Source organism: Dietzia sp. oral taxon 368 (assembly GCF_002999155.1).
In the GTDB taxonomy this organism is placed as follows: Bacteria; Actinomycetota; Actinomycetes; order Mycobacteriales; family Mycobacteriaceae; genus Dietzia; species Dietzia cinnamea.
In genome coordinates, this window is the sequence record NZ_CP027238.1 from 2,655,794 (window position 1) to 2,677,263 (window position 21,470).

The following is a 21,470-nucleotide window of genomic DNA, read 5'->3' on the forward strand; positions in this document are numbered from 1 at the left end:
CCCCGGGCGGTTGCCGGAGGGCGCCGTGAGACTTCACCCGGGAGGGGGCAGCGTTGAGCACTGCCACAGGACACAGCACGACGGTCGCGCCGCGGCCCGGCACCACGATCGGGCGGCTCGACTCGCCGCTCGCCGCGAGGATCCGTCACGACGGCTCCGTGTACACGGGCGTCGAGCCGGACGCCGAGTGGGCCTCGGAGATCCGCCGCCTCGCCGCCGACCGCGACGCGGTGATCCTCGCGCACAACTACGAGATCCCCGCCATCCAGGACATCGCCCACCACGTCGGTGACTCGCTGGCCCTGTCGCGCATCGCGGCGGCCGTCGAGCAGTCGACGATCGTGTTCTGCGGCGTGCACTTCATGGCCGAGACCGCCAAGATCCTCTCGCCCGACAAGACCGTCCTCATCCCTGACGAGGCCGCGGGCTGCTCGCTGGCCGACTCCATCACCGCCGAGCAGCTGGCCGAGTGGAAGTCCGAGCACCCGGACGCCGTCGTGGTCTCCTACGTCAACACCACCGCGGCGGTCAAAGCGCTCACCGACATCTGCTGCACCAGCTCCAACGCCGTGGACGTGGTCGCCTCGATCGACCCTGACCGCGAGGTGCTCTTCCTGCCAGACCAGTTCCTCGGCGCGCACGTGCGGCGCAAGACCGGCCGCGACAACGTCCTCGTGTGGGCGGGCGAGTGCCACGTCCACGCCGCGATCAACGGCGACCAGCTCACGGCCAAGGCCGGCGCCCACCCGGGCGCGGAGCTCTTCGTCCACCCCGAGTGCGGCTGCGCGACCAGCGCGCTGCACCTGGCCACCGAGGGCGCGGTGCCCGCCGATCAGGTCAAGATCCTGTCCACCGGCGGCATGGTCGACGCCGCTCGTGCCTCGGGCGCCCGCGAGGTGCTCGTGGCGACGGAGGTCGGCATGATCCACCAGCTGCGCAAGGCCGCCCCGGAGATCGACTTCCTGCCGGTCAACGACCAGGCCAGCTGCCCGTACATGAAGATGATCACCCCGGCCGCGTTGCTACGCGCCCTCGTCGAGGGCGCCGACGAGGTCCACGTCGACCCCGTGACCGCCGAAGCCGCGCGCGGGTCGGTCGAGCGGATGATCGCCATCGGCAACCCGGGGTCCGGGGAGTGAGCCGCCCGGGCGTGTCGGGCGGCGTGTCGGACCGCGGGACGGTGGCGAGCGGTGCAGCCGGGGTCGACGACGACGAGTTCTTCGACCCCGACACCCGTGCGGACGCGGTGCTCGCGATCCGTCGCGCGCTCGAGGAGGACCTGCGATACGGCCCGGACGCCACCTCGCTGGCCACGGTGCCGGCCGATGCCCGGGCGACCGCGCGGCTGGCGACTCGCGCAGACGGCGTCGTGGCGGGCCTGCCGCTGATCGAGATGGTGTTGGACGAGGTGATCGGCCGGGGCACGGGCGGCTCGTCCGGCGAGAGCGGCCCCGGGTTCTCCGTGACCCTCCACGCCCGCGACGGCGACCGCGTGGCGGCCGGCGACGTCGTGGCCGAGATCAGCGCGCCCACCCTCGGGCTGCTCACCGCCGAGCGCACGGTGCTCAACCTGGTGTGCCACCTGTCCGGGGTCGCCACCGCCACCCGCGCGTGGGCCGACGAACTCGCCGGAACGAACTGCGCGGTCCGCGACACGCGTAAGACGATGCCCGGAATGCGGCTGCTGCAGAAGTACGCGATGCGGTGCGGCGGCGGGGTCAACCACCGCCTGGGCCTGGGCGACGCGGTACTGGTCAAGGACAACCACGTCGTCGCCGCCGGTGGGGTCCTCCCGGCGCTGACGGCGGTCCGCGAGCGCTTCCCGGAGCTACCGTGCGAGGTCGAGGTGGACTCCCTGGAGCAGCTCGACCAGATGCTGGCCGCGGGCGTCGACCTGGTGCTGCTGGACAACTTCCCGGTGTGGCAGACGCAGATCGCGGTGCAGCGCCGCGACAAGGTCTCGCCGAGGACCCGACTGGAGTCCAGCGGCGGGCTCGCTCTCGACGTGGCCGCCGACTACGCACGCTGCGGCGTCGACTATCTCGCGGTCGGGGGGCTTACCCATTCTGTCGCTGTGCTGGACCTCGGCCTGGACCTGTGAGGTCCGCCCCACGGGGGCTTTCGGGCTCGGGCGCGAGACGGCAGGCCGCGTAAAGTCGTCTGCCATGACGGGGTTCTGGGACTCAGGCGAGAAGAGCACGGCGGCGGAGCGACGACTGCAGCGGATGGAGGAGGCCCGGCGCCGCGTCGAGGCCGGGGAGAACACCTCACCGCCCCCGCCCGCCGCGCCCGCCAAGGCCTCCCGCACCCGGTCCGCCCGCTCGCCGAAGGCCGCGACCGTCGATCCGCTGTCGGTGTCCGGCGCGCAGTTCGCGGTGTGGCGCAGTGTGCAGCACTTCTGCATCACCGACTCGACGCCCGACGCCCGCGGCGGGAACCTCGACCTGCTGGTCGCGTGGTCGGATTCCATCCAGCCGTTCCGCCTGCGCCAGCGGATCGTCGCCCGCCTGGACGACGAGGGCGCCTGGCTGCCGGTCTGCTACGCCAAGGACGGTTCCCGCGAACCCATCACCCAGGCGCAGGCCGAGCGGTACCGGGAGGCCCGCCTCGGCGAGACGACCCTGTCCGGCGGGGCGCAGAAGCCGCTCAAGGACACCGACCACCCGGACGAGACCGTCACCCTGTAGGACGCCCCGCGCGCCCCGGACCCGCCGGCGGGGCGGTCAGCGGTCGGCCAGCGAGAACCGCCGCCCCTCCGGCTGCGGGCCCGTCGCGACGACGACCTCCTCGGCCCCGGCTTTCGCGGCTGCCGCGTCGGTGGTCTCCTTGGCGGCGGTGACCTCGTCGTCGTCGTGGTCCTCTCCCGCGGGGTCCCCCTCGCCGGTGGCGCGGACCATCTCACCGTCGCCGGGCAGCGGTGCGACCGTCACGATCGTCCCCTCGTCGAGCAGCGCGATGATCGCCGTGCGCGCGGCGCGGGCGTAGCGCAGGTTCCGCAGGGCGGGCGTGTCGGTCTCGGGGGCGGACGGGTCGACGTCGACCAGCCGCAGCGGCTCGCCCGAGTGGGCGTCGTACGCCTCGCACACTGACTCGATGAGCTCGTCGAGCCCCAGGCTGTCGCGCTCGCCGAGTTTGTCCACGATGATCATGCGAGCCCGCTCCAGCGCGGGCTGCTCGGGCTCGGTGGCGGCGTCGATGGCGGTCCGGATGGCGTCGAGAGTGGGCATGCCCCGAGAGTGCCAGCCCGCACGGCGATCCGCAGCCGGTACGCGGCCGGTGCGCGCGTCAACACGGCCGGTGACCGTCGAGCACTTCCGGCACGACGGTCACCACGACGTCCTCGATCTTCCAGCTCAGCTGCGCCAACCGCCGACGGACGTCCGACAGGGCCTCGACGGTGACCTCGCGGCCGTCGGCGGGGACGAGGAAGGCCTCCACGTGGAAGACATGCCCCTCGTCACGCACGCGCGCGCCGCGGTCCACGGACCAGTCCACCTCGGCCAGCAGTTCGTCGATCTCGTAGACGAGCGGGTGGGGGTCGGTGCCGTCGAAGCGGGTGGGGCGCGCGTCGGCGAGCCCCTCGATCGCGCCGCGCAGATTGGACCACCCGTCGCTGATGATCGACACGCTCACCACCAGTGCCGCGGCCGCGTCCGCCCACCACAGCCCCAGGCCGATCCCGAACACCCCGACGATCGTGGCCAGACCGGTCTTCCAGTCGGCGCGGTTCATGGCGGCGTCGGCGTAGAGCACCTTGTCGTGCAGCGCCTCGGCCGGTGCGAGCTTCATCCGGCCGAGGATGAACGGCCCGATGACCGACAGCGCCATCACCACCACCATTAGCCACCCGGACCAGATGACGTGCCCGCCGATCTCCACCACCCCCAGCGGGGGACGCTCGCCGGTGATCAGCCCGGTGCCCGAGTCGACAACGAGGAACACGCCCATGACCAGAAGCGACACGCCGGCCACGAGGTGCCCGATGTCGACCGCCCGGTGATGCCCGTACGGGAACCGCGCGCTCGGCGGGATCCTGGACACGCGTACGGCCACGAGGAACGCGATCGGCGGCAGGAAGGACAGCGAGTCCTCGATCCACGCCGCCTTCATCGCCTGCGACTGGCCCGACACCGCGTACACGGCCGCGACCGTCACGGCGAGAACGGCGAGGGTCACCCACTCCAGCCGGATCGCGCGTCGCAGTGCGGCCTGCTGCTCCTCGGGTAGGTCCCGACCTCCGAGCGCCGTCTTCCCGCTCATGACGCTTCCCCGCTCACGACGCCTCCCCGGTGCCAGCGAGGTACGTCTCCAACGCCACGAGCAGGGCGTTCTCGCCGAGCGGCGTGGCCATCACCATCTGCTCGGCGTCGCCGTCCGGTGTGACCTCATCGGCGTAGGGTCGGGTCACCGCCGCCTCGGACTCCCACGGCGTATCGGACGTCAGCCCGCCGACGACCACGTCGAGATCGCCGCGGACCATCGCCATCACGAGTTCGCTCTCCGCACCGGGGATCCATTCCACGTCGGCTCCGTGCTCGGTGGCGAACCCACGCACCAGGTCGACCTCCCGCCCGGCGACGCGCCCGTCGTCGTACACCTCGGTCCACGGCGGGTTCTCCGACACGCCCACGCGTAGCACGCCCCCGGTGATCCGGTCGAGGCTGCCGTCGGTATCCCTGGGGAACGGTCCGCCGCACGCGGCGGTCAGGGCGCCGGTGAGGGCGAGGAGGTATACGACGACGAGCGCGTTCCGACCCCCGACCCGGCGCGACCGGCCGACCGGGAACCCGCGCTGCCGGACCTGCATGACTGACACCCTCCCGACGTCCTGCTCAGGACGAGAGTTCCACCAGGATCCCCGGCACCTCGGGGAGCAGCTCGCGGGCGAGGAAGCCGGTGGGGCCGGTCCGGGCGGACAGGCGCTCTCCGGCCCGGCCGTGACTGTAGGTGGCCCACGCGGCGGCCTGTGCCGGATCCGCCCCTCGGGCCAACAGCCCGGCGATGATGCCGGCCTTGACGTCACCGGAGCCGGAGACGCCGAGTCCGAACGATCCTGACTCGTCCCGCCAGAGACGGCCGTCCGGGGCGGCGATCCACGAGGTCGAGGTGCCGGACACGACGACCGCGCGGGCGCGTTGCGCGAGTTCGGTGACGTGCGCGGGCGTGTCGGCCTCCACGTCGTCCTGGTCGACCCCCAGGGTGCGAGAGAGCTCCTTGGGGTTCGGACTGAGGACCACGCGGCCGCCGAGGTGCTCGAGGCCGTCGGGGTGCTCGGTGACGTACGCCATGCCGAGCGCGTCCAGCACCAGGGTGGTCTCCAGCCGGGGGAGCACCTCTTCGAGTAGGTCTGTCGCGGCGGTCGTGTCCCCGATGCCGGGGCCGAGGACCACGGCGTCGCAGGACTTCGCGAGCCCGATGATCGTCTCGGCGCCCACCGCTGCGAGCTCCCCGTCCTCGCGTTCGGGCAGCCCGACGGCCTTGGATTCGGGGATGTGGATCGCCAGTCCGGGCGCGACCGACTCGGCCGTGACGATCTGCAACTTGCCCGCGCCGCTGCGAAGCGCGCCCTCGCCGGCCAGTCTCACCGCCCCCGGGGTGGCCCGACTGCCGCCCACGACGATCACCCGTCCGCGGCCCTCCTTGCCCCCGCCGGGCGCGGGCAGTGGCCAGTCCCGCAGGAGGTGAGGCGTGATGACCGTCTCGGATCCGCTCGCGCCATCGGATCCGTCGCCCGGCAAGTCGCCGCCCGTCATGTCGCCGCCTCCTCCTGCGTCGTCGGCGTCTCATGCGTCGTCGGCGCATCCGCGCGCTCTACAGCTGTCGTGTCAGCGTAGTGCTCGAGTGTGAGTTGGTCGTCGGCGCGCCGGTAGGTCGTCACCGAGCAGTTGGGCAGCGGGTCCTCGCGGTCGATCGTCAGCACGTCGTGCTCGGCCATCCGCTCGAGGGCCACGCGGAAGCACATGATGACCGCCTGGTGGCTGAACACGCATACCCGCTCGCCGGCGTATTGCTGGCGCAGGTCGGTGAGCAGGTAGCGCACACGCAGCAGCACGTCGGTCCAGCTCTCGCCACCGGGCGGCCGGTAGTAGAACTTGCCGATCCGGTCCCGCCGCTCGGCCTCCTCCGGATAACGCTCTCGGATCCCCCCACCGGTGTAACCGTCCAGGATCCCCAGATCGCGCTCCCGCAGGCGCTCGTCGGTGAGCAGAGTCGGCGCGCCCGCCGCCCCGCCCGCCGCCTCGAGTGTGAGGGACGCGGTGTCGGCCGCCCGGCGGTACGGCGAGGTCAACCACACGGTGGGCCGGAGCTCCTCCGGCAGCTCGCCGAGCCAGGCGCCCACCGCGCGGGCCTGGCCGACCCCGGCCTCCGACAGCGGGGTGTCGGCGTCGCGGTAGTCCAGGTCGAGGCGGTGGGCGCCGGCGGCGCGGGCTCGGTCGTCGGCGACGTTGCCGATGCTCTGTCCGTGGCGGATCAGCAGGAGCCGCGCGAGTTCCGTCACGGCTCGAGGACCACCTTCACCGCGCCGTCCTGCTTCTTCTGGAACATCTCATACGCGCGCGGGGCGTCCGTCAGCGGCAGCCGGTGGGTGGCGAAGTCGTCGACGCCCAGCGGGTCCTCGTCGGTCAGCAGCGGCATGATGTCGGGCACCCACCGCTTGACGTTGGCCTGGCCCATCTTCAGCGTGATCTGCTTGTCGAACAGCGTCAGCATGGGCAGGGGATCGGCGCTGCCGCCGTACACGCCGGAGAGCGAGATGGTCCCGCCGCGGCGCACGATGTCGATCGCCGAGTAGAACGCGTCGAGCCGGTCGACGCCGGCGTTCTCCATCACCTTCTTGCCGAGGAACTTGGGCAGCATCCCCACGGCCGCGTGTGCGGCACTGGCGGCCGGGGAACCGTGCGCCTCCATGCCCACGGCGTCCACCACCGAGTCCGGGCCGCGGCCGTCGGTCATGTCGCGGATGACGTCGCCCAGCTCTCCGGGAACGTCGGTCGGGTCGATCACCTCGACGCCGCGGTGCGCCTGGCGTGCGCGTCGCTCCGCGACGGGATCGACGCCGATGACGCGGTGTCCGTGGTGGGCGGCGATCCGGGCCGCCATGTCTCCGATGGGACCGAGTCCCAACACGACGACCGTCCCGCCGTCGGGAATCTCGGCGTAGTCCACCGCCTGCCACGCGGTGGGCAGGACGTCCGAGAGGTAGAGGTAGCGGTCGTCGGCGTGCTCGTGCGGCACCTTGATGGTCGTGTTCTGCGCCTGCGGAACCCGCAGGTACTCGGCCTGGCCGCCGGAAACGCTGCCGTACAACTCGGAGTACCCGAACAGCATCGCACCCATGCCCTGGTCGCGGACCTGGGTGGTCTCGCACTGGGTGTTGAGACCCTTGTCGCACATGTAGCAGTGCCCGCACGAGATCTGGAACGGCATGACCACGCGGTCGCCGGGCTTGAGGCCGGTCACCTCGGCGCCGACCTCCTCGACGATCCCCATGGGTTCGTGGCCGAGGATGTCGCCCTCGTGCATGAACGGCCCGAGGACCTCGTACAGATGCAGGTCGGAACCGCAGATGTTGGTGCTGGTGATCTTGACGATCGCGTCGGTGGGTTCCTGAATCCTGGGATCGGGGACGTCCTCGACGCGGACGTCGCGCTTGCCGTGCCAGGTGACTGCCTTCATGTTCGGGCTCCTCTCTCGGGTCGTGCTATGCGCCTTCGCGCATATTCCCGACCGTAGTAACGACGCCGACGGCCCGCATCCGGTGGACGCGCCCCGCGGCGCGCACGCGAGGCGCAGCTGGTCGCGGCCTCAGTCCAGAACGCGCAGGACGCCGGAGTGCGTCGTCACCTGGTCGGTGAAGGTCGTGACCACCACCTGGCGCAGCACCGTCGCGCCGCCGTCGTGCCACACGGTGGCGATGGTCGACGCGGTGAGCTCGTGAGGGCCCACGCGGAACTCGCCGAGGGTGTCCGAGACCAGTCGACCCCGGTCGTCCACCACCCTGTCGGTGGCCCGCACCCGCCAGCGTTCGAGCGTCGCAGCCGTGTCGTCGAGCCGGTCCAGCAGCGTTCCGAGGTCGATCGCGGGACTGATCCGCGCGAGCGAGAGGACAACGGTCGGTTGGAATCCTTGGCGGTACAACCCGGGATGTGCCCAGATCGCGACGTTGCCCACCGGCACGGCCTGTTCGACCAGTCGCCAGCCGGCACCCGGGTCGAGCCCGGCGAGTGAGGCGTCATCCAGCGGCTCGAGGACGCGGTCACCGGCCTCGAGGAACTCTGCGAGCGTCGTCATGGCGTGTCCTTGTCGTCGGCGCGGACGATTTCGCCCGTGGACCGATCCCAACGATCGCCGACGCGCATCGTCCGACGCGTGTTCCAGTCCGGACCCACGAAGAACTCGGCGCACTCGGGAGTGTCCAGCAGTGGCCGGAGCCCGGGGTTCTCCACGAGGAGGTAGATGGCGTTGATAAGCGTGTTCGGCTCGATCTTGTAACCGGAGCAGTCCACGCCGATCACGTCCTGATCGTCGATGCGGAAGAGCATGGTCTTCCTTCTGGTCTCCACTCCTTCGCGAACGAACATCTGGACCCCCGCGCGGAGATTGCGGTGGGAGGGCCGGTGAATCTCGCCGGGGCCCCCGTTCTTGATGTTGGCGTCGCACACGGGTCGGAGTGCGGTGACGGAGTCCCACGGGATGGCGGCCTGGAAGTACCCGCGCGTGTAGTGCAGCGCCCCGGGTGTGAAGACGAGCGCGCGACGGTGACCTCCGGCGACGAGGGACCAGCCGACCAAGGCGATGCCCGCCCACCCGATCGCCAGGGCCACGTAGGCCGAGACCTGAGACCAGAGGTTGTCGTAGTCGGGATCGGAGAACCAGCGGATCAGCATCCATGAGCCCAGCGCGATCCCGACCACGAAGGGAATGTGGAGGCGCCAGTGCCCGTATGCGGGAATCGGTGTTCGGGGTTCATCGATCCGGGGTGGAGTCCTGAGGTGGACGAAACCTGTGACGGTCGGAACGAGCACGGCGACCATCGCACTGGACCCGAGATACGCGAGCTCCACGAGGTCGGGCCGCTCGGAGTACGCGGCGCGCACCGGGTCGATGACACCCAGAAACCACCAGACGTCGATCGACGTGGCAGCCCATATGACCTGCCCGGCGTACCAACACAGGGCCGCGAACGCCAGCAGCCACCGAGGGTTCTGGGCGACGCGGTAGGTCCACTCGATGGTCCGGGCGGCAGAGTCCGGTGCCGGTTGGGACATCACCCTCACCCGCCTTGCCGCTGGTCGTCGAATCGGTCGCGGACGTGCGCGGACGCCCTGGCGCTCGCAAACGTGCCGAGGACGATGCCCCCGAGTACGCCGGCCACCGTCCCCGCGCCGGGAACGATGCTTCCGGCCACGCCACCCGCTACGGCGGAACCGACGATGCTCGCCGCGAGCCCCGCTCCGAGACCGGCGCCCTCGGCGGCGAGCGTCTCCGTCAACGGCTCGTCCTCCGGCGCGCCGTACACCCCGGCCACGAAGCTCAGCGCCGACCCGAACGGGCCGAGCCCCTTGGCGACGACTCGGGTGCTGCGCAGTCCGTCGTCGCCGGCCGCGATCGCGGCGGCCAGTGGTTCCGTCATCACCGAGTTCACCACGCCCACGGTGATCGTCTTGGCGTCGACGTTGTTGCTGTGGTCGGCGATGGTCTCATAGAGGCGGGTGAGCGTGTCCGCAGTCTCGACGTCCAGAGAGTCGATCGCACGGAGCGCGTCCTTGATGGTCACTTCGAGCTCTCGGAGTTCTCGCGATCGGGTCGCCTCCATGTCGGGAGGACACACCACGCTTCCGTCCTCCGCGACGGTCGCCCCCTGTCGGAGTACCGCCTCGACGCCCGCCCTCAGCCGATCCCGGTGGATGGCGACGGATCGAGCGAACGACGACAGGGGATTCGCGGTGCTGCGCAGGTCGTCGCCGAGTGCGAATGTGCGCCGACGCAGATCCTGAACCGATGAGCGCGCCGCGTCGACGGACTGACCCTCCATCCCGTCCAGCACCCGCTCCGCATCGTCGCGCAGGCGGTCCGCGACGTCATTCGTCACGGTGATTCCCGCGCGGACCGCGCTGAGGCGCGATTCGGCGTCGTCCACCTGCCACGCTAGTGCGTCGCTGACTCGTATCGGCACCGGTTCACCTCCCGCCGAACATCGCGGCGTTGTGGCCGTCCGCCGTGACGATGACCCCGGTAGCGGTCCGGAGGCGGCCCGCCTCCTCCAACAGGTCGGAGCTCAGCCTGTCGGCCGACTGACTCAGCCGCGCGCCGAGCGTGCTCGCGATAGCCGCGACCCTGCTGCCCCTCAGAACATTCGCCAGCGTGGAGAGGTCGCCCTCCGGAGTGATCCCGCCGATCTGGTCGCCGAATCCGTCCACGCGCCGGGCGAGATTCGTCAGTTCCGCCGGCGTGACATCGAGAGGCCCGGTCATCGTCGCCCCACCGTGGGTTCGACCACCGGCCGCGCCGATTCCCCCTGACGGGCCCGCGTATCCCGGTGGAAGCGGCCCGGTGCTGTGGTGGCGCTCGTCGTCGTACTCATACCTGCGTTCTCATCTCCGCCTCGCTGGTCGTGGTGACGTCTCTGTTGCTGTCGGTGTCGCTGTTGCTGCGGTTCTGTGCGACCTATCCGTGCACCCTGTTTCCGTGCACCCTGTTCGACGCGCGGGATCGCCGGTTCGGTTCCACGCCTGCGCGGACGCGAAAACGAAGTGTCGCCGCTTCACCGTGGATAAAGTGATCGTCATTCAGGCGGGAGTGGCCGGTTACACGGCCCTGGCGACGGTGGTGGACATGACAAGATCGCCCGGGAACGGCTGGGACACCGATGACTGGCGATACGCGCCGTTCAACGACACCCGGGAGCCGCGTCGGAACACCGCGGTATGGATCCTGGGCGGGATCGTCGTGGTACTGCTCCTCGTGCTCGCAGCGGGGGTCGGCTACCTGGTCGCGGCGCGGGACGATCAGCCCGCCGCTGCACCCGGCGCGACTCCCATCGCTGCTTCCGTGGCGACGGAGAGTCCGGTCGTCCCGTCGACGGAGGCCCCCAGCTCGCCGCTCGCGCCGACTCCACAGGCGGCGCCGGTGGCACCGGGGGCGTCGGCCGCGCCGGAACCCGCCGTGACCGTCGGTGATCTGGGACTCGACACGCCCATGTCTCGACCGGCGTGTGACGGCCGGGGGATCGTCGTCCTCTATTCGGCGGTCACCCCGGGCGCGTACGCCCAAGAGATCGCCTCGGCCTTGGCCAGGTATCCGGGAGCGTCCTACCTACGCACGGACATGGCGTGCCCGTCACTGCGGCCGCGCGACGAGAACGGCAACGTCATCTACGCGGTCTATCGGGCGTCGGGTTACACCCGGCAGGAACTGTGCGCGGATGTCCGCGCGGCGGGGCCCCCGGCCTACGGTCGGTGGCTGGACATCACCAGCGATCCGTCTGTTCTCGTCACCTGCTGACGCCGCCTCCGGCGCCGGGATCACCGGAGGATGAGCGGGATGTGTTGCTCCGCCGCGGTGTTGGCGCCGTGATGGCCCAGGAGGGACGACTCCATCGGCTCGTGTTCCGTCCGCGCGAGGATGACGCCGCCGCTCGCGATGGCGATGACATCGCCGAGCCGGTCTGCGTAGGCGCGATCGGGGCCGAAGAGTCGCTCGTCGAGGGCCTGCTCGCGGCTGATCACCCGCGCGCGGCCCGCCAGCTCGGCGCTCCACGCGTGGAGGACGTCGTCCGCGGCGCCCGGGCGGGCGTATGCATGGCGGACGCGGGCTTCGCCGGCGACGATCTGGACATCGGCGAGGAGGGCGGGCGTGTGGTCGATATCGATGACGGTCTCGGCGTTGACCATTCCGTGGTCCGCGGTGACGATGAGCCTGCAGTCGCGGGGGAGATCGGTGGCGAGGTCGGCGATGAAGGCGTCGACAGCGCGGAGCGACTCCAGCCACTCCGGAGAGCCGGGGCCGTGGATGTGTCCGATGAGGTCGAGGTCGCCGTAGTACGCGTAGACGAAGCGCCTGGATCGCGAGGGGCGGCCCACAGCGTCGATCACTCCCTGCTTCACCTCGTCGAGGGAGACAGCAGAGCGGAATTCCCCGTCCGCCCGGAAGGCCGCCCGGGTCAGTCCTGATTCGCGGAACTCCTCACGCATCACGTAGGTGACGTCGACGCCGTCTGAGGCGAGATGTTCGAGCAGGCTCGACCGTTGCTGGATTCTCCGCGGTGGGAAGCGATCCATCGCCGACGGGCCGCCAGCCGAGTCGAGGGTCCAGCGCAACGGATTGAACGAGACGGCGGTGTCGTCGGCGTCGTCCGAGACTCGGAAGCTGTACCCCACGATCCCGTGCTTGGAACACGGAGCGCCTACGGCGAGGCTCGTCAGGCTGGTCGCGGTCGTCGCCGGGAAGCCCGCGGAGATCATCCGGGAGGACATGACGGCGAGCGTCGGGGAGTCGGTGGCGTACCGGCGGATCAGCTCGGCGCCGAGACCATCGACGAGAACCAGGACGGCGTCGCTAGCTGGCGCGATCGCGAGCGGGTTGTGGTGGCCGGAGCCCAGCGACGCAGCGACAGACGGCATGACATCGGCCAGCGAATGGGCGGAGGGCTCGATCGGGATCTCTGTCATGACTTCACCATCCCTCATCCGCCGCTGGTGAGGGCGGTAACCGGCGGCTCGCCCGCCGTGGCGACGGCCTCAGAAGGGTGGTGGTGGTTGGAGGAGTTCGTCGAGGTGTTGGTGGAGGGCGTGGAGGATGGCTTTTTCCAGGGTGCTGTCGGTGGGTTTGTTGCGTTGCCACCAGCGGCTGGCCGCGGCGGGGGTCGTTCTTTCGCGCGGGGCCGGGTCCGGGGTGGTGTCGGCGGCGGCCTCGGGTGGCGGCGAGGTCGCGTCGGCTGCATTGCGGGCGGCGGCGCGGGCGCGTTCGCGGGCCAGGCGTTGGGCGCGGCGGGCGAAGTAGGTGGCCTCGTCGAGGACCCCGGCCCCGATGTCGGGGCTGGGGTTGCGGCGCTGCTGACGCGCCCAGGCGTCGGCCTCGTCGCGTTGGTGCTCGCGCCGGTACTGGGCCAGCGGCCCGTCGGGGCGGGTGAGCATGACGGTGCCGTCGGGGGTGGTCACGATCAGGGTGCCGTCGGGCTGGAGTTTGTAGGTCCAGTCGGAGAACGTTTTGAACCGGTGATGGCGCCGGCACTGACTGACCAGATTCGCCTCCACCGTCAGGCCGCCGGCGGCGGGGTCGGCGTGGTTGAACGGCACCACATGGTCCAGGTCGCAGTCGTCGGCGGGGATCGCGCACCCGGGGTGGCGGCAGGTGCCGTCGCGGAGCCGGACCCGGCGCGCCAACTGGGCACTCGGCCGATATCTCAGGGCCGCATCTGTGTCGTCGGCGGCGCCGATGTGCGGGTCGACCTGCTCGAACGAGGCCCCATCCGAGGTGGCGAGCATCTCCATCAGGGTTTGCAGGGCCGCTTCGCCGGTGCGGGTGAACTCCACTCGGGCGCCGTGTTCGTCGCGGCCGTTGTCGCCGGTGGCGATGACGGTCACCTTCGGCCGCAACACCGGCGCCTGACCGGTGCCGCCGGTGGCGGGCGCGCCCACGGCGCCGTCAGCGGCATCGTCTGTGCTCGCGGCGTCATCGGAAGCGTTGGCAGCGTCGGGGTGGGTGGGGGTGTCGCCGCAGATCAGGGACATCAGGGCGTCGGCGCGGCGTTCTGCCTTGGAGTAGTTCGGCTCCGGCTCGACAGGCTCATCCGGGGCGGTGTCGGGGTCGGCGGCCCGGCCGGCAGCCGCGGCGGTGGTGTCGGTGTCGGCGGCGTCGTGTTCGGCGACCCGCTGGTCGAGGGCTTCGGCCAACACGGCGGCTTCCTCGGTGGCCAGCAGGGCGGAGACGCTGGACATGCCGTCGACGCCTTTGCCGATGCGCACGCCGCGGGTGCGGCTGGCGTCTTCTTTGCGTAGCCGGATGGCGTCGGGGTCGTGGCGGCCGATGACGGCGTCGATCTCATCGCGCAGGGCCTTGTCGCCCAGACGGATGCCGGCGGCGACGCCGTTGAGGTAGTTCTCGACGACCTGGCGCTGGACCTGCTCCAGCACGTCGCCGCGGACGGTGGCCATCTGCCGGGCCAGCAGTTCGGCGACGCGTTGTTCCATCAGCCCGGCCGCCATCGCCTCCAGAATCGCCGGGTAGCGGGTGTGCAGCTCCCACGAGAAGGACAGCATCTTCTCCGCGCGTCTGGCGGAGATCGACATCGCCGCCACCACATAGCCTGCCGCGGCGACGAGGCCGTCAACGACGGCGTGGCCGCGGCGGGCCTCGTGACTGCCGTCGATACCGTGCCCGTACTCGCGCCAGCACTCCTGCAGCAGGGCGTAACAGGCGACCAGGCGTTGCGCGGCCGCGCGGTTCTCCGTCGCCCACCCCTCCCGAGCCGCCGCCGTCAAGCCCGTCAACGCCGCAGGGCCGGACGAGCCGGCAGAACCGGACGAGCAAGCGGTGCCGGAAGGCGACGCGGAGCCACTGGCCGTGCGCTCGGTGTCGCCGTCCATGCCCCACCCCCTGGTCGACTGCGCGGCTGCGCCGCCACTTGTCTCGAATGCGTGTTCTATTATACGCCCACGTGTTCGACACCACAAGGCCTACGTGGATGGAACTGAGATGGATCACGCATTGGCAACGACGCTTCGGGGGCTCGAGATTTATGGGACCCTCATTAATCGATCGGGGGAGACCGCCCGACGCACCGGAGTTCGGAGGCTCACCATGACCAAGTCAATCGCGTACGTCGGCGCACTGGCCGCGGCCCTGCTCGTCGCCTCGGCGGGCACTGCGGCAGCTCAGAGCTCTGATCCTGCGGACACCGGCTCGATCCCGGGCTCCGCGGCCGCCGATGGCGAGAACGGTACGGGTGCCGAGAGGGGCAGCGGTGCCGGCGCCGAGGACGGCGAGACCGGCCAGCTGGGCGAACTCGGTGAGCTGCTTCCCGGCTCGGTCACGGGGTCGCTGCCCGGCTACGCCTCGGGGCCGCTCGGTTCCGCGGCCACCTTCGCCTGCAACGTCGGCAGCGCCGCCGGCCTGGCCGCGAATGCGATCGGGGCCCCGCTGCAGGTGCCGGTCGGCGTGATCTGCGCGGTCCTCAACCCCGCTGCACGGTCCGCCGACGCCCTGCTGGCAGGAGACGTCGACGGATCGGTCAGCGCTGTCCTCAGCGGAGTGCCGCTCGTGGGCGGCTCGTTGGCGGATCAGCTCGACACCTCGTCGGCCACCGAGTCGGTCAAGGGATCGGTGGGCGAGCAGCTCGGCTCGCTGACCGAGACGTCGTTGTCGCCTGCGAACTGAGCCGAGACGGCGAGAGCCCGCGCCGGACAGCGGCCGCCGCGCCGACCGGCCCAGCCGCGGTCAGGCCCGCTGGCCGCGGCCGAAGGTCTCCGGCTCGACGGGCTGCTGGCCCTTCGGCAGCCCGGCCACGACGAGACGGTAGGACTCGGTGACGAGCTCGTCGACCATCTCGGCGGTCAGGGTGCCGCCCGGATGCAGCGAGATCCAGTGCTGCTTGTTCATGTGGTAGCCGGGAGTGATGTCGGCGTGCGCGGCGCGGAGGGACATCGAGTCCGAGGGCAGCGCTTTGAGGATCACCTGGGGCTCGCCCTCGACCTCGGCGTGGAACATGAACATCTTGCCGCGGACCTTGAACACGTCGAAGTCCGGGCCGAACGGGAACTCCAGGGTGGACGCCGGAAGCTCACGCGCCCGCGCGGCCGCGCACTTCTGGAGTTCCCGTCCGTTCACACGGTCGACGCTACCGTCACCCCACGGGTGTCGGGTCCTGCTGCAGGCTCGGTGCCGCATCGCCGCGAGCGCCGGGCGCCCCGCCCTGTCGTCTCGTCGCCTCGTCGACCGTCTCACCGGACCGTGCCGCGAGCGGGTTCGCCAGCGTGCCCGCGAACTGTAGGGATCCGGCCTGATCGGTCAGGTCCACCATCTGCCTGGTGTTGCGCAACTGCAGCCGGTTGAGACACGAATGCTTGAACCGCGGGGCGAACAGCGCCTCCCAGGTGGGACGGTGCACCTCGCCGTCGTCGCCCGCGTCACCAGGGGCGAGCACCTCCAGGCACCGGCGCGTCTCGTCCCAGAACGCGTCGGCGTCGAGCACGCCGGCAGCGTCGAGGATCCCGGCGAGGTGGCGGAGCACCCCGTCCATCACGTCGGTCTGGATACTCAGGGCGGCGGTCTCGGCTTCCACGACGTGGCGGACGCGCTCGATGCCGTCGGGCAACGGTAGGTCGCGCACCATCGCGACCTCCTCGCCGATGTCCTTGAACAGCGCGCGCCGCGGCGTGTGATCGGGGCCCAGCACGAGGATGACGTTCTCGCCGTGCGGCATGAACACGAGCCCGTGCGCGAGGAGACACCGCGCGACCGGCAGGACGTAGGCGTCGAGCAGCGCGCGGAGCCACGTGCGGGCGTCGTGGCCGGAGCGCTCGAGATGTTCGACGACGAGGGCCCGCCCGTGCAGGTCCACGTGCAGCATCGAGGCCAGCGTGACGGCCCGCTCGCCGTCGGCCAGCCGGGGGACCGGGCTCTCCCGCCACAGCGCGGCGACCATCTTGGTGTGCGGGCCCTCGTCGGACACGCCCGCGGCGGCGGCCCGGTGATAGGCGTCGCCGGTGTAGCCGACCGCGGCGACCTCGCGCAGCATCCCGAAGTCGAGCGCTCGCAGGACGGGGTCGGAGTCGACGATCCCGGCCACCCAGTCGTTGACCGCCGGGGTATCGCGCATGTACTTCGGCGACAGCCCGCGGGTGAAGCCCATGTTCTGCACGGCCAGGGCGGTCTTGACGTAGCCGCGCTCGGGGCGGGTGACGTCGAAGAACGTGCGCACGGACTGCTGCGGCCGGTACTCGCTGTCGGACTCGCCGAGGTGCACCAGGTCGCGCCGGGCCAGGTCGGGGGCGAACGCCACCGCGATCTTGTGCTCCCACTGCCACGGGTGGACTGGCAGGACGCGGTACCCGGCGGGGTCGAGCCCGAGCGCGCGCAGCCGGTCGTCGCACCGCTCGAGGGCCTCGGCGCCGAACTCGCGGGCGTAGAGCTCACGCTCGTCGAGGCCGGCGATGGTGGCCAGGTGGCTGAGGTCGCGGCGCGCGGCGAGCCACACGAGCCGGACCGTCGAGCGCGACTCCGGGGTGTAGTGGTGCCGGTCGGTCAGGCCGAGGCCCACGCGGCCGTTGTTGGCGACGAAACCAGGGTGCCCCTCGGTCATCGCGCCCTCGACCTCCTGGAGGCCGGACTCGGCGAGCTGCTGCGCGGGCCGGTCGCGGTGGTGCAGGCAGAACGCGGCCGAACCGAGCGTCGCGGCGATCTCCTCGAGGTAGATGCCGAGCAGATTCTCCGGGATGTCCAGTTCCGGCGCGAGCGCGATGATGAGCTCCTGCGCGTCCGGTTCCGCCGGCGCTCCGTCGACCTCGCGACGCAGCGACGCCTCGTCGATCACCCAGTGCTCCAGCGGGAGCACGCGGGCGCGGAACGTCCATCGTTCGGCGCCGGCGCGGACCGTGTAGGTGTCCGTCGCGGCGTCGTGGACGGGCGCGAGGAGCCGTTCGTGGGAGAACTCGGCGAGGGCCTTGACGCACAGGTGACGGTGGGCGCGGCGCATGGCGTGACCGGTGAGATGAGCGTGACCGGTGAGGTGCGCATGTCCGGCGTGGGTATCCGACGACGACGACGAGATCACCCGCGTCCCGGCGCCGATCTCCGACCCGCGGAACGCATCGGCGGTGCAGAAGGAGAGCAGTGCCGTCTTGTCGGGCAGGTCGACCGGGCCCGCCTCGCGGAAGCCGGCGCGGGCGTTGAGCCGGTGCACGGCCGTGTTCCGGATGTCGGGCTCCACGACCACCCGGCGGGCCGGCGAGCCGCCGATCATCGGGACCGCGAAGGCCGTGGAGCAGATGGCGCCCATGACCGCGGCCGTCGTGCCGGGGACCGGGGTGCGGGTCGGCGCGACGAGGAGGTGCATGCCGAAGTCGCCGGGCTCGTGCGGGTACCGGCCGTCGAGCTCGACCTCGGCGGGGTCGTAGAACACGGCCAGGCCGACGCGGAGACCGTCGATGCGGACGATGAGCACCCGCCGGTGCGGGTCCGACGACCAGTCGACGAGGAATTCCTCGACCTGCGACGGCGTCGACCCCCGCATGCCCCAGTAGACCGAGCCGGGATGGTCGAGCCAGGCGTGCAGGGTATGGAGCAGGTCGGTGCGGGCAGTGCTGGCGGTGCCGCCGGTGCCGCGATCGAGGGTCAGCGGCTCGAGCGTGACGATCCCGGCCGGGGTGTGGACGGTGCTGACCGGGGTAGGGACTGTGCTGACGGGGTGGCTCATCGTGCCTCCTGGTGCCGGGCGGTCGGCGAGTCGTGTGCGGGGGCGGGTGGGGCGGGGTCGACACCGCCGGCAGGCGCGCCGAACTGCTGGAACGCGATCGACGTCTCGACCGGGTAGACCTCGCGCCCGCAGATCGAGCGCAGGATGATGCTGTTGCGCATCGCGCCCATGCCCAGGTCCGGAGCGGTGAGCCCGTGCGTGTGCTCTTCCGCGTTCTGGACGTGGATCGTCGAATGCGCACGGTCGACGGTGTGGTCGCGGGCCACGCGGTACCGGCCCCGCTCGTCGCGGTCGATCTCGTCGGCGATCCCGTCCAGGAACCGCGGCGGGGTGGGGGAGTAGCCGGTCGCCAAGACCAGCCCGTCGGTGTGGTGCGTCCAGGGCCGCCCGGTGTCGGCGCAGCTCAGGTCCAGACGCAGCGCGCCGGGCGAGTCGGCCCCGCGGACCTCGCGGGCAGCGCCGTCCAGGGTGGTGGCCGCCGCGAGCAGGCCGCTGGGGAGGCCGTGAACCGAGCGGCGGTACAGCAGGTCGTGGATCTCGTTGACGAGGTCGGCGTTGATGCCCTTGTACAGCGAGCGCTGCTCCCGCAGCATCCGGTCGCGCTGATCCGCGGGCAGCGCGTGGAAGTGGTCGATGTACTCCGGGGAGGTCATCTCCAACGTGAGCTTGGTGTACTCCATCGGGAAGAACCGCGGGGACCGCGTCACCCAGTCGATGCGCGGCCCGTCGGCGCCGGCGGACGAGAGCAGGTCGTGGTAGATCTCGGCGGCCGACTGGCCGCTGCCCACCACCGTCACCGATCCCAGCGACAGCAGCTCGTCCCGCCGGTGCAGGTACTCGCTCGCGTGGAGCGCCACCGCCCCGTCACCATCCAGTGGCTCCCGATCGATCGGCGACCACGGGGTCGTCCCGATCCCCAGCACCAGGTGCCGGGTGCGGTAGGTCTCGGTGCCCTCCGGGGTGATGGCCGTGACCCGGTAGACGGGCGCCTCGTCGTCGTCGCCCCGTCCTTCTCGTCGGACGTCGACCACCTCCCGGCCCCAGCGCAGGCCGCCGACCCGTTCGGACGCCCAGCGGCAGTAGGCGTCGTACTCGGCGCGCAGCGGCTGGAAGTCCTCACGGATGTAGAAGGGGTACAGGCGCCCGATCTCCTTGAGGTAGCTCAGGAACGAGTACGGCGACGTCGGATCGGCGAGCGTCACCAGGTCGGCCAGGAACGGCACCTGGATGGTGGCGTCGTCGAACATCAGCCCGTGGTGCCACGCGAAGCCGTCGCGCGCGTCGAGGAAGACCGCGTCCAGCCCCAACGGCTCGGCCAGGCACGCCAGGCCCAGGTTGAACGGGCCGATCCCCACGCCCAGCAGGTCGTGGATCTCTCCCGTCACGTCAGCACCCCCGCGGTCGTGGCCTCGCGCATCCCGGCGGCCAGGTACCGGGCGGCGGAACGGACGTCGGCCAGGACGGCCGCGACGTCCTCGTCGGCGAGCCTGGGATCGAGGACCGTCAGCTTGAGGCACGGCCGCCCGTCCACGACGGTCGCCGCGACCAGCGAGCGGCCCTCCGCGAACAGGGCGTCCCGGATCGGGCGGACCAGGGCGTCCGACTCGGCGTCGGAGACGGGTCGACCGTCCGCTCCGGCCGGGCGGGGGCGGAACAGCACCGTCGACAGGGCCGGCACGCGGACCAGCTCGAGCTCGGCGTCCGCCTCGACGGTGCGGCCGATGCGCGCCGCGACGTCGATCGCGCTGTCCAGCAGCCGGCCGATCCCGGCCGCGCCCATCACCCGCAGCGTCATCCACAGCTTGAGCGCGTCGAAGCGCCGGGTCGTCTGCAGGGACTTGTCCACCGCGTGGTCATCGCCGTCGGCGGGGTTGAGGTAGTCCGCGCTCACCGTGGAGTGCCGGAAGCCGGAACCGGCGCGGAGCAGCAGCGCCGACGCGGCGACCGGCAGGAAGAAGGTCTTGTGGAAGTCCACGGTCACCGAGTCCGCCAGGTCGATCCCGTCGAGCAGGTCGCGGCGGGTGGGGGAGACCAGCAGCCCGCCGCCGTACGCGGCGTCCACGTGCATCCACACGTCGTGGCGGCGGCAGACCTCGCCGACCGCGCGCAGCGGGTCGATCGCGCCGTGGTCCGTGGTGCCGGCCAGGGCCACGACGGCCGCGACCTCGTGCCCGGCGTCCGCCAACGTGGACAGCATGCGGTCGAGGGTGGCCGGATCCATTTGGTCGCCGTCGCCGGGCAGCGTCACCACGGCGTCCGGGGCCAGGCCCAGCAGGCGCGCGGCCTTGACCACGCTGAGGTGGGCGTGCTCGCCGGTGACGATCCGCAGGCCCGGCAGCCGCGCGCAGCGGTCGCCGGCGTCGTCGCTCCCCGGTGCCGGCCGGCTGAGCCGGTCCTCGCGGGCGGTGAACAGGCCCTGGAGGTTGGACGCGGTGCCGCCGGTCGTGAACACCCCGTCGGGGCGCCCGGAGTCGTCGAACCCGATGAGATCGGTGACCCAGTCGATGAGCTTCTGCTCGATGAGGCAGGCGGACGTGCCCTGGTCCCACGTCTCCACGGCGGTGTTCACCGACGTCGCCAGGGCCTCGGCGGCGACGGCGGGGATCGTGATGGGACAGTTCAGGTGCGCGAGGTAGCGCGGATGGTGGTAGCCCACCGCGTGGTCGAGGTAGAGCTCGCGGACCTCCTCGAGCGCCTTGTCGAGAGTGCCGAGCGGGGCGGACAGGTCGACGGCCGCGGTCTGCGCGGCCAGCGCCGACGGCGACGCCGGGGATCGCGGCGTGGTCCGACCGTCGAGGTACCGGCTGACCTCGGCGGTCGCCGCCGCCAGGGCCGCGGCGAGGGCCTCCCGGGTCTCGCTGCTCAACAATGGATCGTTCACGGGTACTCCGACCTACTCGGGGACTTCGGTTCCGGCGAACGCTAAGCAGGTTAGGCTTACCTAAACAACCGTCGGGTGAGATGAATCACTTTCTCGCCCAGCGAATGTCGAAATCTTTCTCGTGACCCTTGCGTTATGGCGCGCCTCACCCCTACTGTGGCGCCTGGCTAGGTT

The 21,470-nt window shown here is 71.3% G+C and carries 21 protein-coding genes; 5 read left to right on the forward strand and 16 right to left on the reverse strand.

Annotated features, from left to right (window positions below; translation table 11 throughout):
- The first annotated feature begins 107 nt into the window (after positions 1 to 107).
- From nadA to C3V38_RS12355, 3 genes are all read left to right on the forward strand, one after another.
- Positions 108 to 1,139, forward strand: a complete 1,032-nt coding sequence (gene nadA / locus C3V38_RS12345) for a quinolinate synthase NadA (RefSeq protein WP_174705807.1) — start codon at positions 108 to 110, stop codon at positions 1,137 to 1,139.
- A gap of 41 nt (positions 1,140 to 1,180) precedes the next feature.
- A complete protein-coding gene (gene nadC, locus C3V38_RS12350; protein WP_082767743.1) occupies positions 1,181 to 2,101 on the forward strand; it encodes a carboxylating nicotinate-nucleotide diphosphorylase in 921 nt (306 codons plus the stop codon).
- A gap of 64 nt (positions 2,102 to 2,165) precedes the next feature.
- Positions 2,166 to 2,687, forward strand: coding sequence for a hypothetical protein (locus tag C3V38_RS12355; protein ID WP_106385880.1), 522 nt, complete (start codon positions 2,166 to 2,168; stop codon positions 2,685 to 2,687).
- Positions 2,688 to 2,723: 36 nt separating this feature from the next.
- Here the strand turns inward: C3V38_RS12355 and C3V38_RS12360 are convergent, their stop codons facing one another.
- The 10 genes from C3V38_RS12360 to C3V38_RS12405 all read right to left on the reverse strand — a co-directional run bounded on the left by C3V38_RS12360 (position 2,724) and on the right by C3V38_RS12405 (position 10,475).
- Positions 2,724 to 3,227, reverse strand: a complete 504-nt coding sequence (locus tag C3V38_RS12360) for a hypothetical protein (protein WP_106385881.1) — start codon at positions 3,225 to 3,227, stop codon at positions 2,724 to 2,726.
- Between the two features lie 58 nt (positions 3,228 to 3,285).
- Positions 3,286 to 4,260, reverse strand: a complete 975-nt coding sequence (locus tag C3V38_RS12365) for a cation diffusion facilitator family transporter (protein WP_106385882.1) — start codon at positions 4,258 to 4,260, stop codon at positions 3,286 to 3,288.
- A gap of 13 nt (positions 4,261 to 4,273) precedes the next feature.
- Positions 4,274 to 4,807, reverse strand: coding sequence for a transporter substrate-binding domain-containing protein (locus C3V38_RS12370; protein ID WP_106385883.1), 534 nt, complete (start codon positions 4,805 to 4,807; stop codon positions 4,274 to 4,276).
- 25 nt (positions 4,808 to 4,832) lie between these two features.
- Entirely contained in the window at positions 4,833 to 5,753 is a 921-nt protein-coding gene (locus C3V38_RS12375; RefSeq protein ID WP_106385884.1) for an NAD(P)H-hydrate dehydratase, read from the reverse strand.
- Positions 5,750 to 6,499, reverse strand: a complete 750-nt coding sequence (locus tag C3V38_RS12380; RefSeq protein ID WP_061229133.1) for a histidine phosphatase family protein — start codon at positions 6,497 to 6,499, stop codon at positions 5,750 to 5,752. The genes C3V38_RS12375 and C3V38_RS12380 overlap by 4 nt, the downstream gene beginning before the upstream one ends.
- Complete coding sequence (locus C3V38_RS12385; RefSeq protein ID WP_106385885.1) at positions 6,496 to 7,677, reverse strand: zinc-dependent alcohol dehydrogenase; 1,182 nt, start codon at positions 7,675 to 7,677, stop codon at positions 6,496 to 6,498. The genes C3V38_RS12380 and C3V38_RS12385 overlap by 4 nt, the downstream gene beginning before the upstream one ends.
- Before the next feature lie 129 nt (positions 7,678 to 7,806).
- A complete protein-coding gene (locus C3V38_RS12390; RefSeq protein ID WP_061916422.1) occupies positions 7,807 to 8,292 on the reverse strand; it encodes a hypothetical protein in 486 nt (161 codons plus the stop codon).
- The gene (locus C3V38_RS12395) at positions 8,289 to 9,269 is read right to left on the reverse strand and encodes a hypothetical protein (protein ID WP_129591184.1); all 981 of its coding nucleotides are present in this window, start codon (positions 9,267 to 9,269) and stop codon (positions 8,289 to 8,291) included. Before C3V38_RS12395 ends, C3V38_RS12390 begins: the two co-directional genes overlap by 4 nt.
- Positions 9,270 to 9,274: 5 nt before the next feature.
- The gene (locus C3V38_RS12400) at positions 9,275 to 10,177 is read right to left on the reverse strand and encodes a hypothetical protein (protein ID WP_129591185.1); all 903 of its coding nucleotides are present in this window, start codon (positions 10,175 to 10,177) and stop codon (positions 9,275 to 9,277) included.
- Between the two features lie 4 nt (positions 10,178 to 10,181).
- Positions 10,182 to 10,475: a hypothetical protein gene (locus C3V38_RS12405; protein WP_061229139.1), complete on the reverse strand. Its 294-nt coding sequence runs from the start codon at positions 10,473 to 10,475 to the stop codon at positions 10,182 to 10,184.
- 304 nt (positions 10,476 to 10,779) lie between these two features.
- Here C3V38_RS12405 and C3V38_RS12410 point away from each other — a divergent pair, with 304 nt between their 5' ends.
- Positions 10,780 to 11,505 carry a serine/threonine protein kinase gene (locus C3V38_RS12410; RefSeq protein ID WP_232303116.1) on the forward strand — a complete coding sequence of 242 codons (726 nt, stop codon included), beginning with the start codon at positions 10,780 to 10,782 and terminating at the stop codon, positions 11,503 to 11,505.
- A 20-nt stretch (positions 11,506 to 11,525) separates the two neighbouring features.
- On the opposite strand, the gene C3V38_RS12415 is transcribed toward C3V38_RS12410, so the two are convergent.
- Positions 11,526 to 12,671: an alkaline phosphatase family protein gene (locus tag C3V38_RS12415; protein ID WP_106385888.1), complete on the reverse strand. Its 1,146-nt coding sequence runs from the start codon at positions 12,669 to 12,671 to the stop codon at positions 11,526 to 11,528.
- Positions 12,672 to 12,740: 69 nt separating this feature from the next.
- Entirely contained in the window at positions 12,741 to 14,588 is a 1,848-nt protein-coding gene (locus C3V38_RS12420; RefSeq protein ID WP_254425977.1) for an HNH endonuclease signature motif containing protein, read from the reverse strand.
- Positions 14,589 to 14,802: 214 nt separating this feature from the next.
- Here C3V38_RS12420 and C3V38_RS12425 point away from each other — a divergent pair, with 214 nt between their 5' ends.
- Positions 14,803 to 15,378: a hypothetical protein gene (locus C3V38_RS12425; protein ID WP_061229576.1), complete on the forward strand. Its 576-nt coding sequence runs from the start codon at positions 14,803 to 14,805 to the stop codon at positions 15,376 to 15,378.
- A gap of 60 nt (positions 15,379 to 15,438) precedes the next feature.
- Here C3V38_RS12425 and C3V38_RS12430 read toward each other — a convergent pair whose 3' ends face one another.
- From C3V38_RS12430 to C3V38_RS12445, 4 genes are read right to left on the reverse strand one after another with little or no spacing between them, the layout of a single operon-like run.
- The gene (locus tag C3V38_RS12430; RefSeq protein WP_231889038.1) at positions 15,439 to 15,828 is read right to left on the reverse strand and encodes an MmcQ/YjbR family DNA-binding protein; all 390 of its coding nucleotides are present in this window, start codon (positions 15,826 to 15,828) and stop codon (positions 15,439 to 15,441) included.
- Positions 15,829 to 15,844: 16 nt separating this feature from the next.
- Positions 15,845 to 18,415 carry a GNAT family N-acetyltransferase gene (locus C3V38_RS12435; protein WP_106385891.1) on the reverse strand — a complete coding sequence of 857 codons (2,571 nt, stop codon included), beginning with the start codon at positions 18,413 to 18,415 and terminating at the stop codon, positions 15,845 to 15,847.
- Positions 18,412 to 19,800, reverse strand: coding sequence for a lysine N(6)-hydroxylase/L-ornithine N(5)-oxygenase family protein (locus tag C3V38_RS12440; protein ID WP_106385892.1), 1,389 nt, complete (start codon positions 19,798 to 19,800; stop codon positions 18,412 to 18,414). The genes C3V38_RS12435 and C3V38_RS12440 overlap by 4 nt, the downstream gene beginning before the upstream one ends.
- The gene (locus tag C3V38_RS12445; RefSeq protein ID WP_254425978.1) at positions 19,797 to 21,296 is read right to left on the reverse strand and encodes a pyridoxal-dependent decarboxylase; all 1,500 of its coding nucleotides are present in this window, start codon (positions 21,294 to 21,296) and stop codon (positions 19,797 to 19,799) included. Before C3V38_RS12445 ends, C3V38_RS12440 begins: the two co-directional genes overlap by 4 nt.
- Positions 21,297 to 21,470 lie beyond the last annotated feature (174 nt).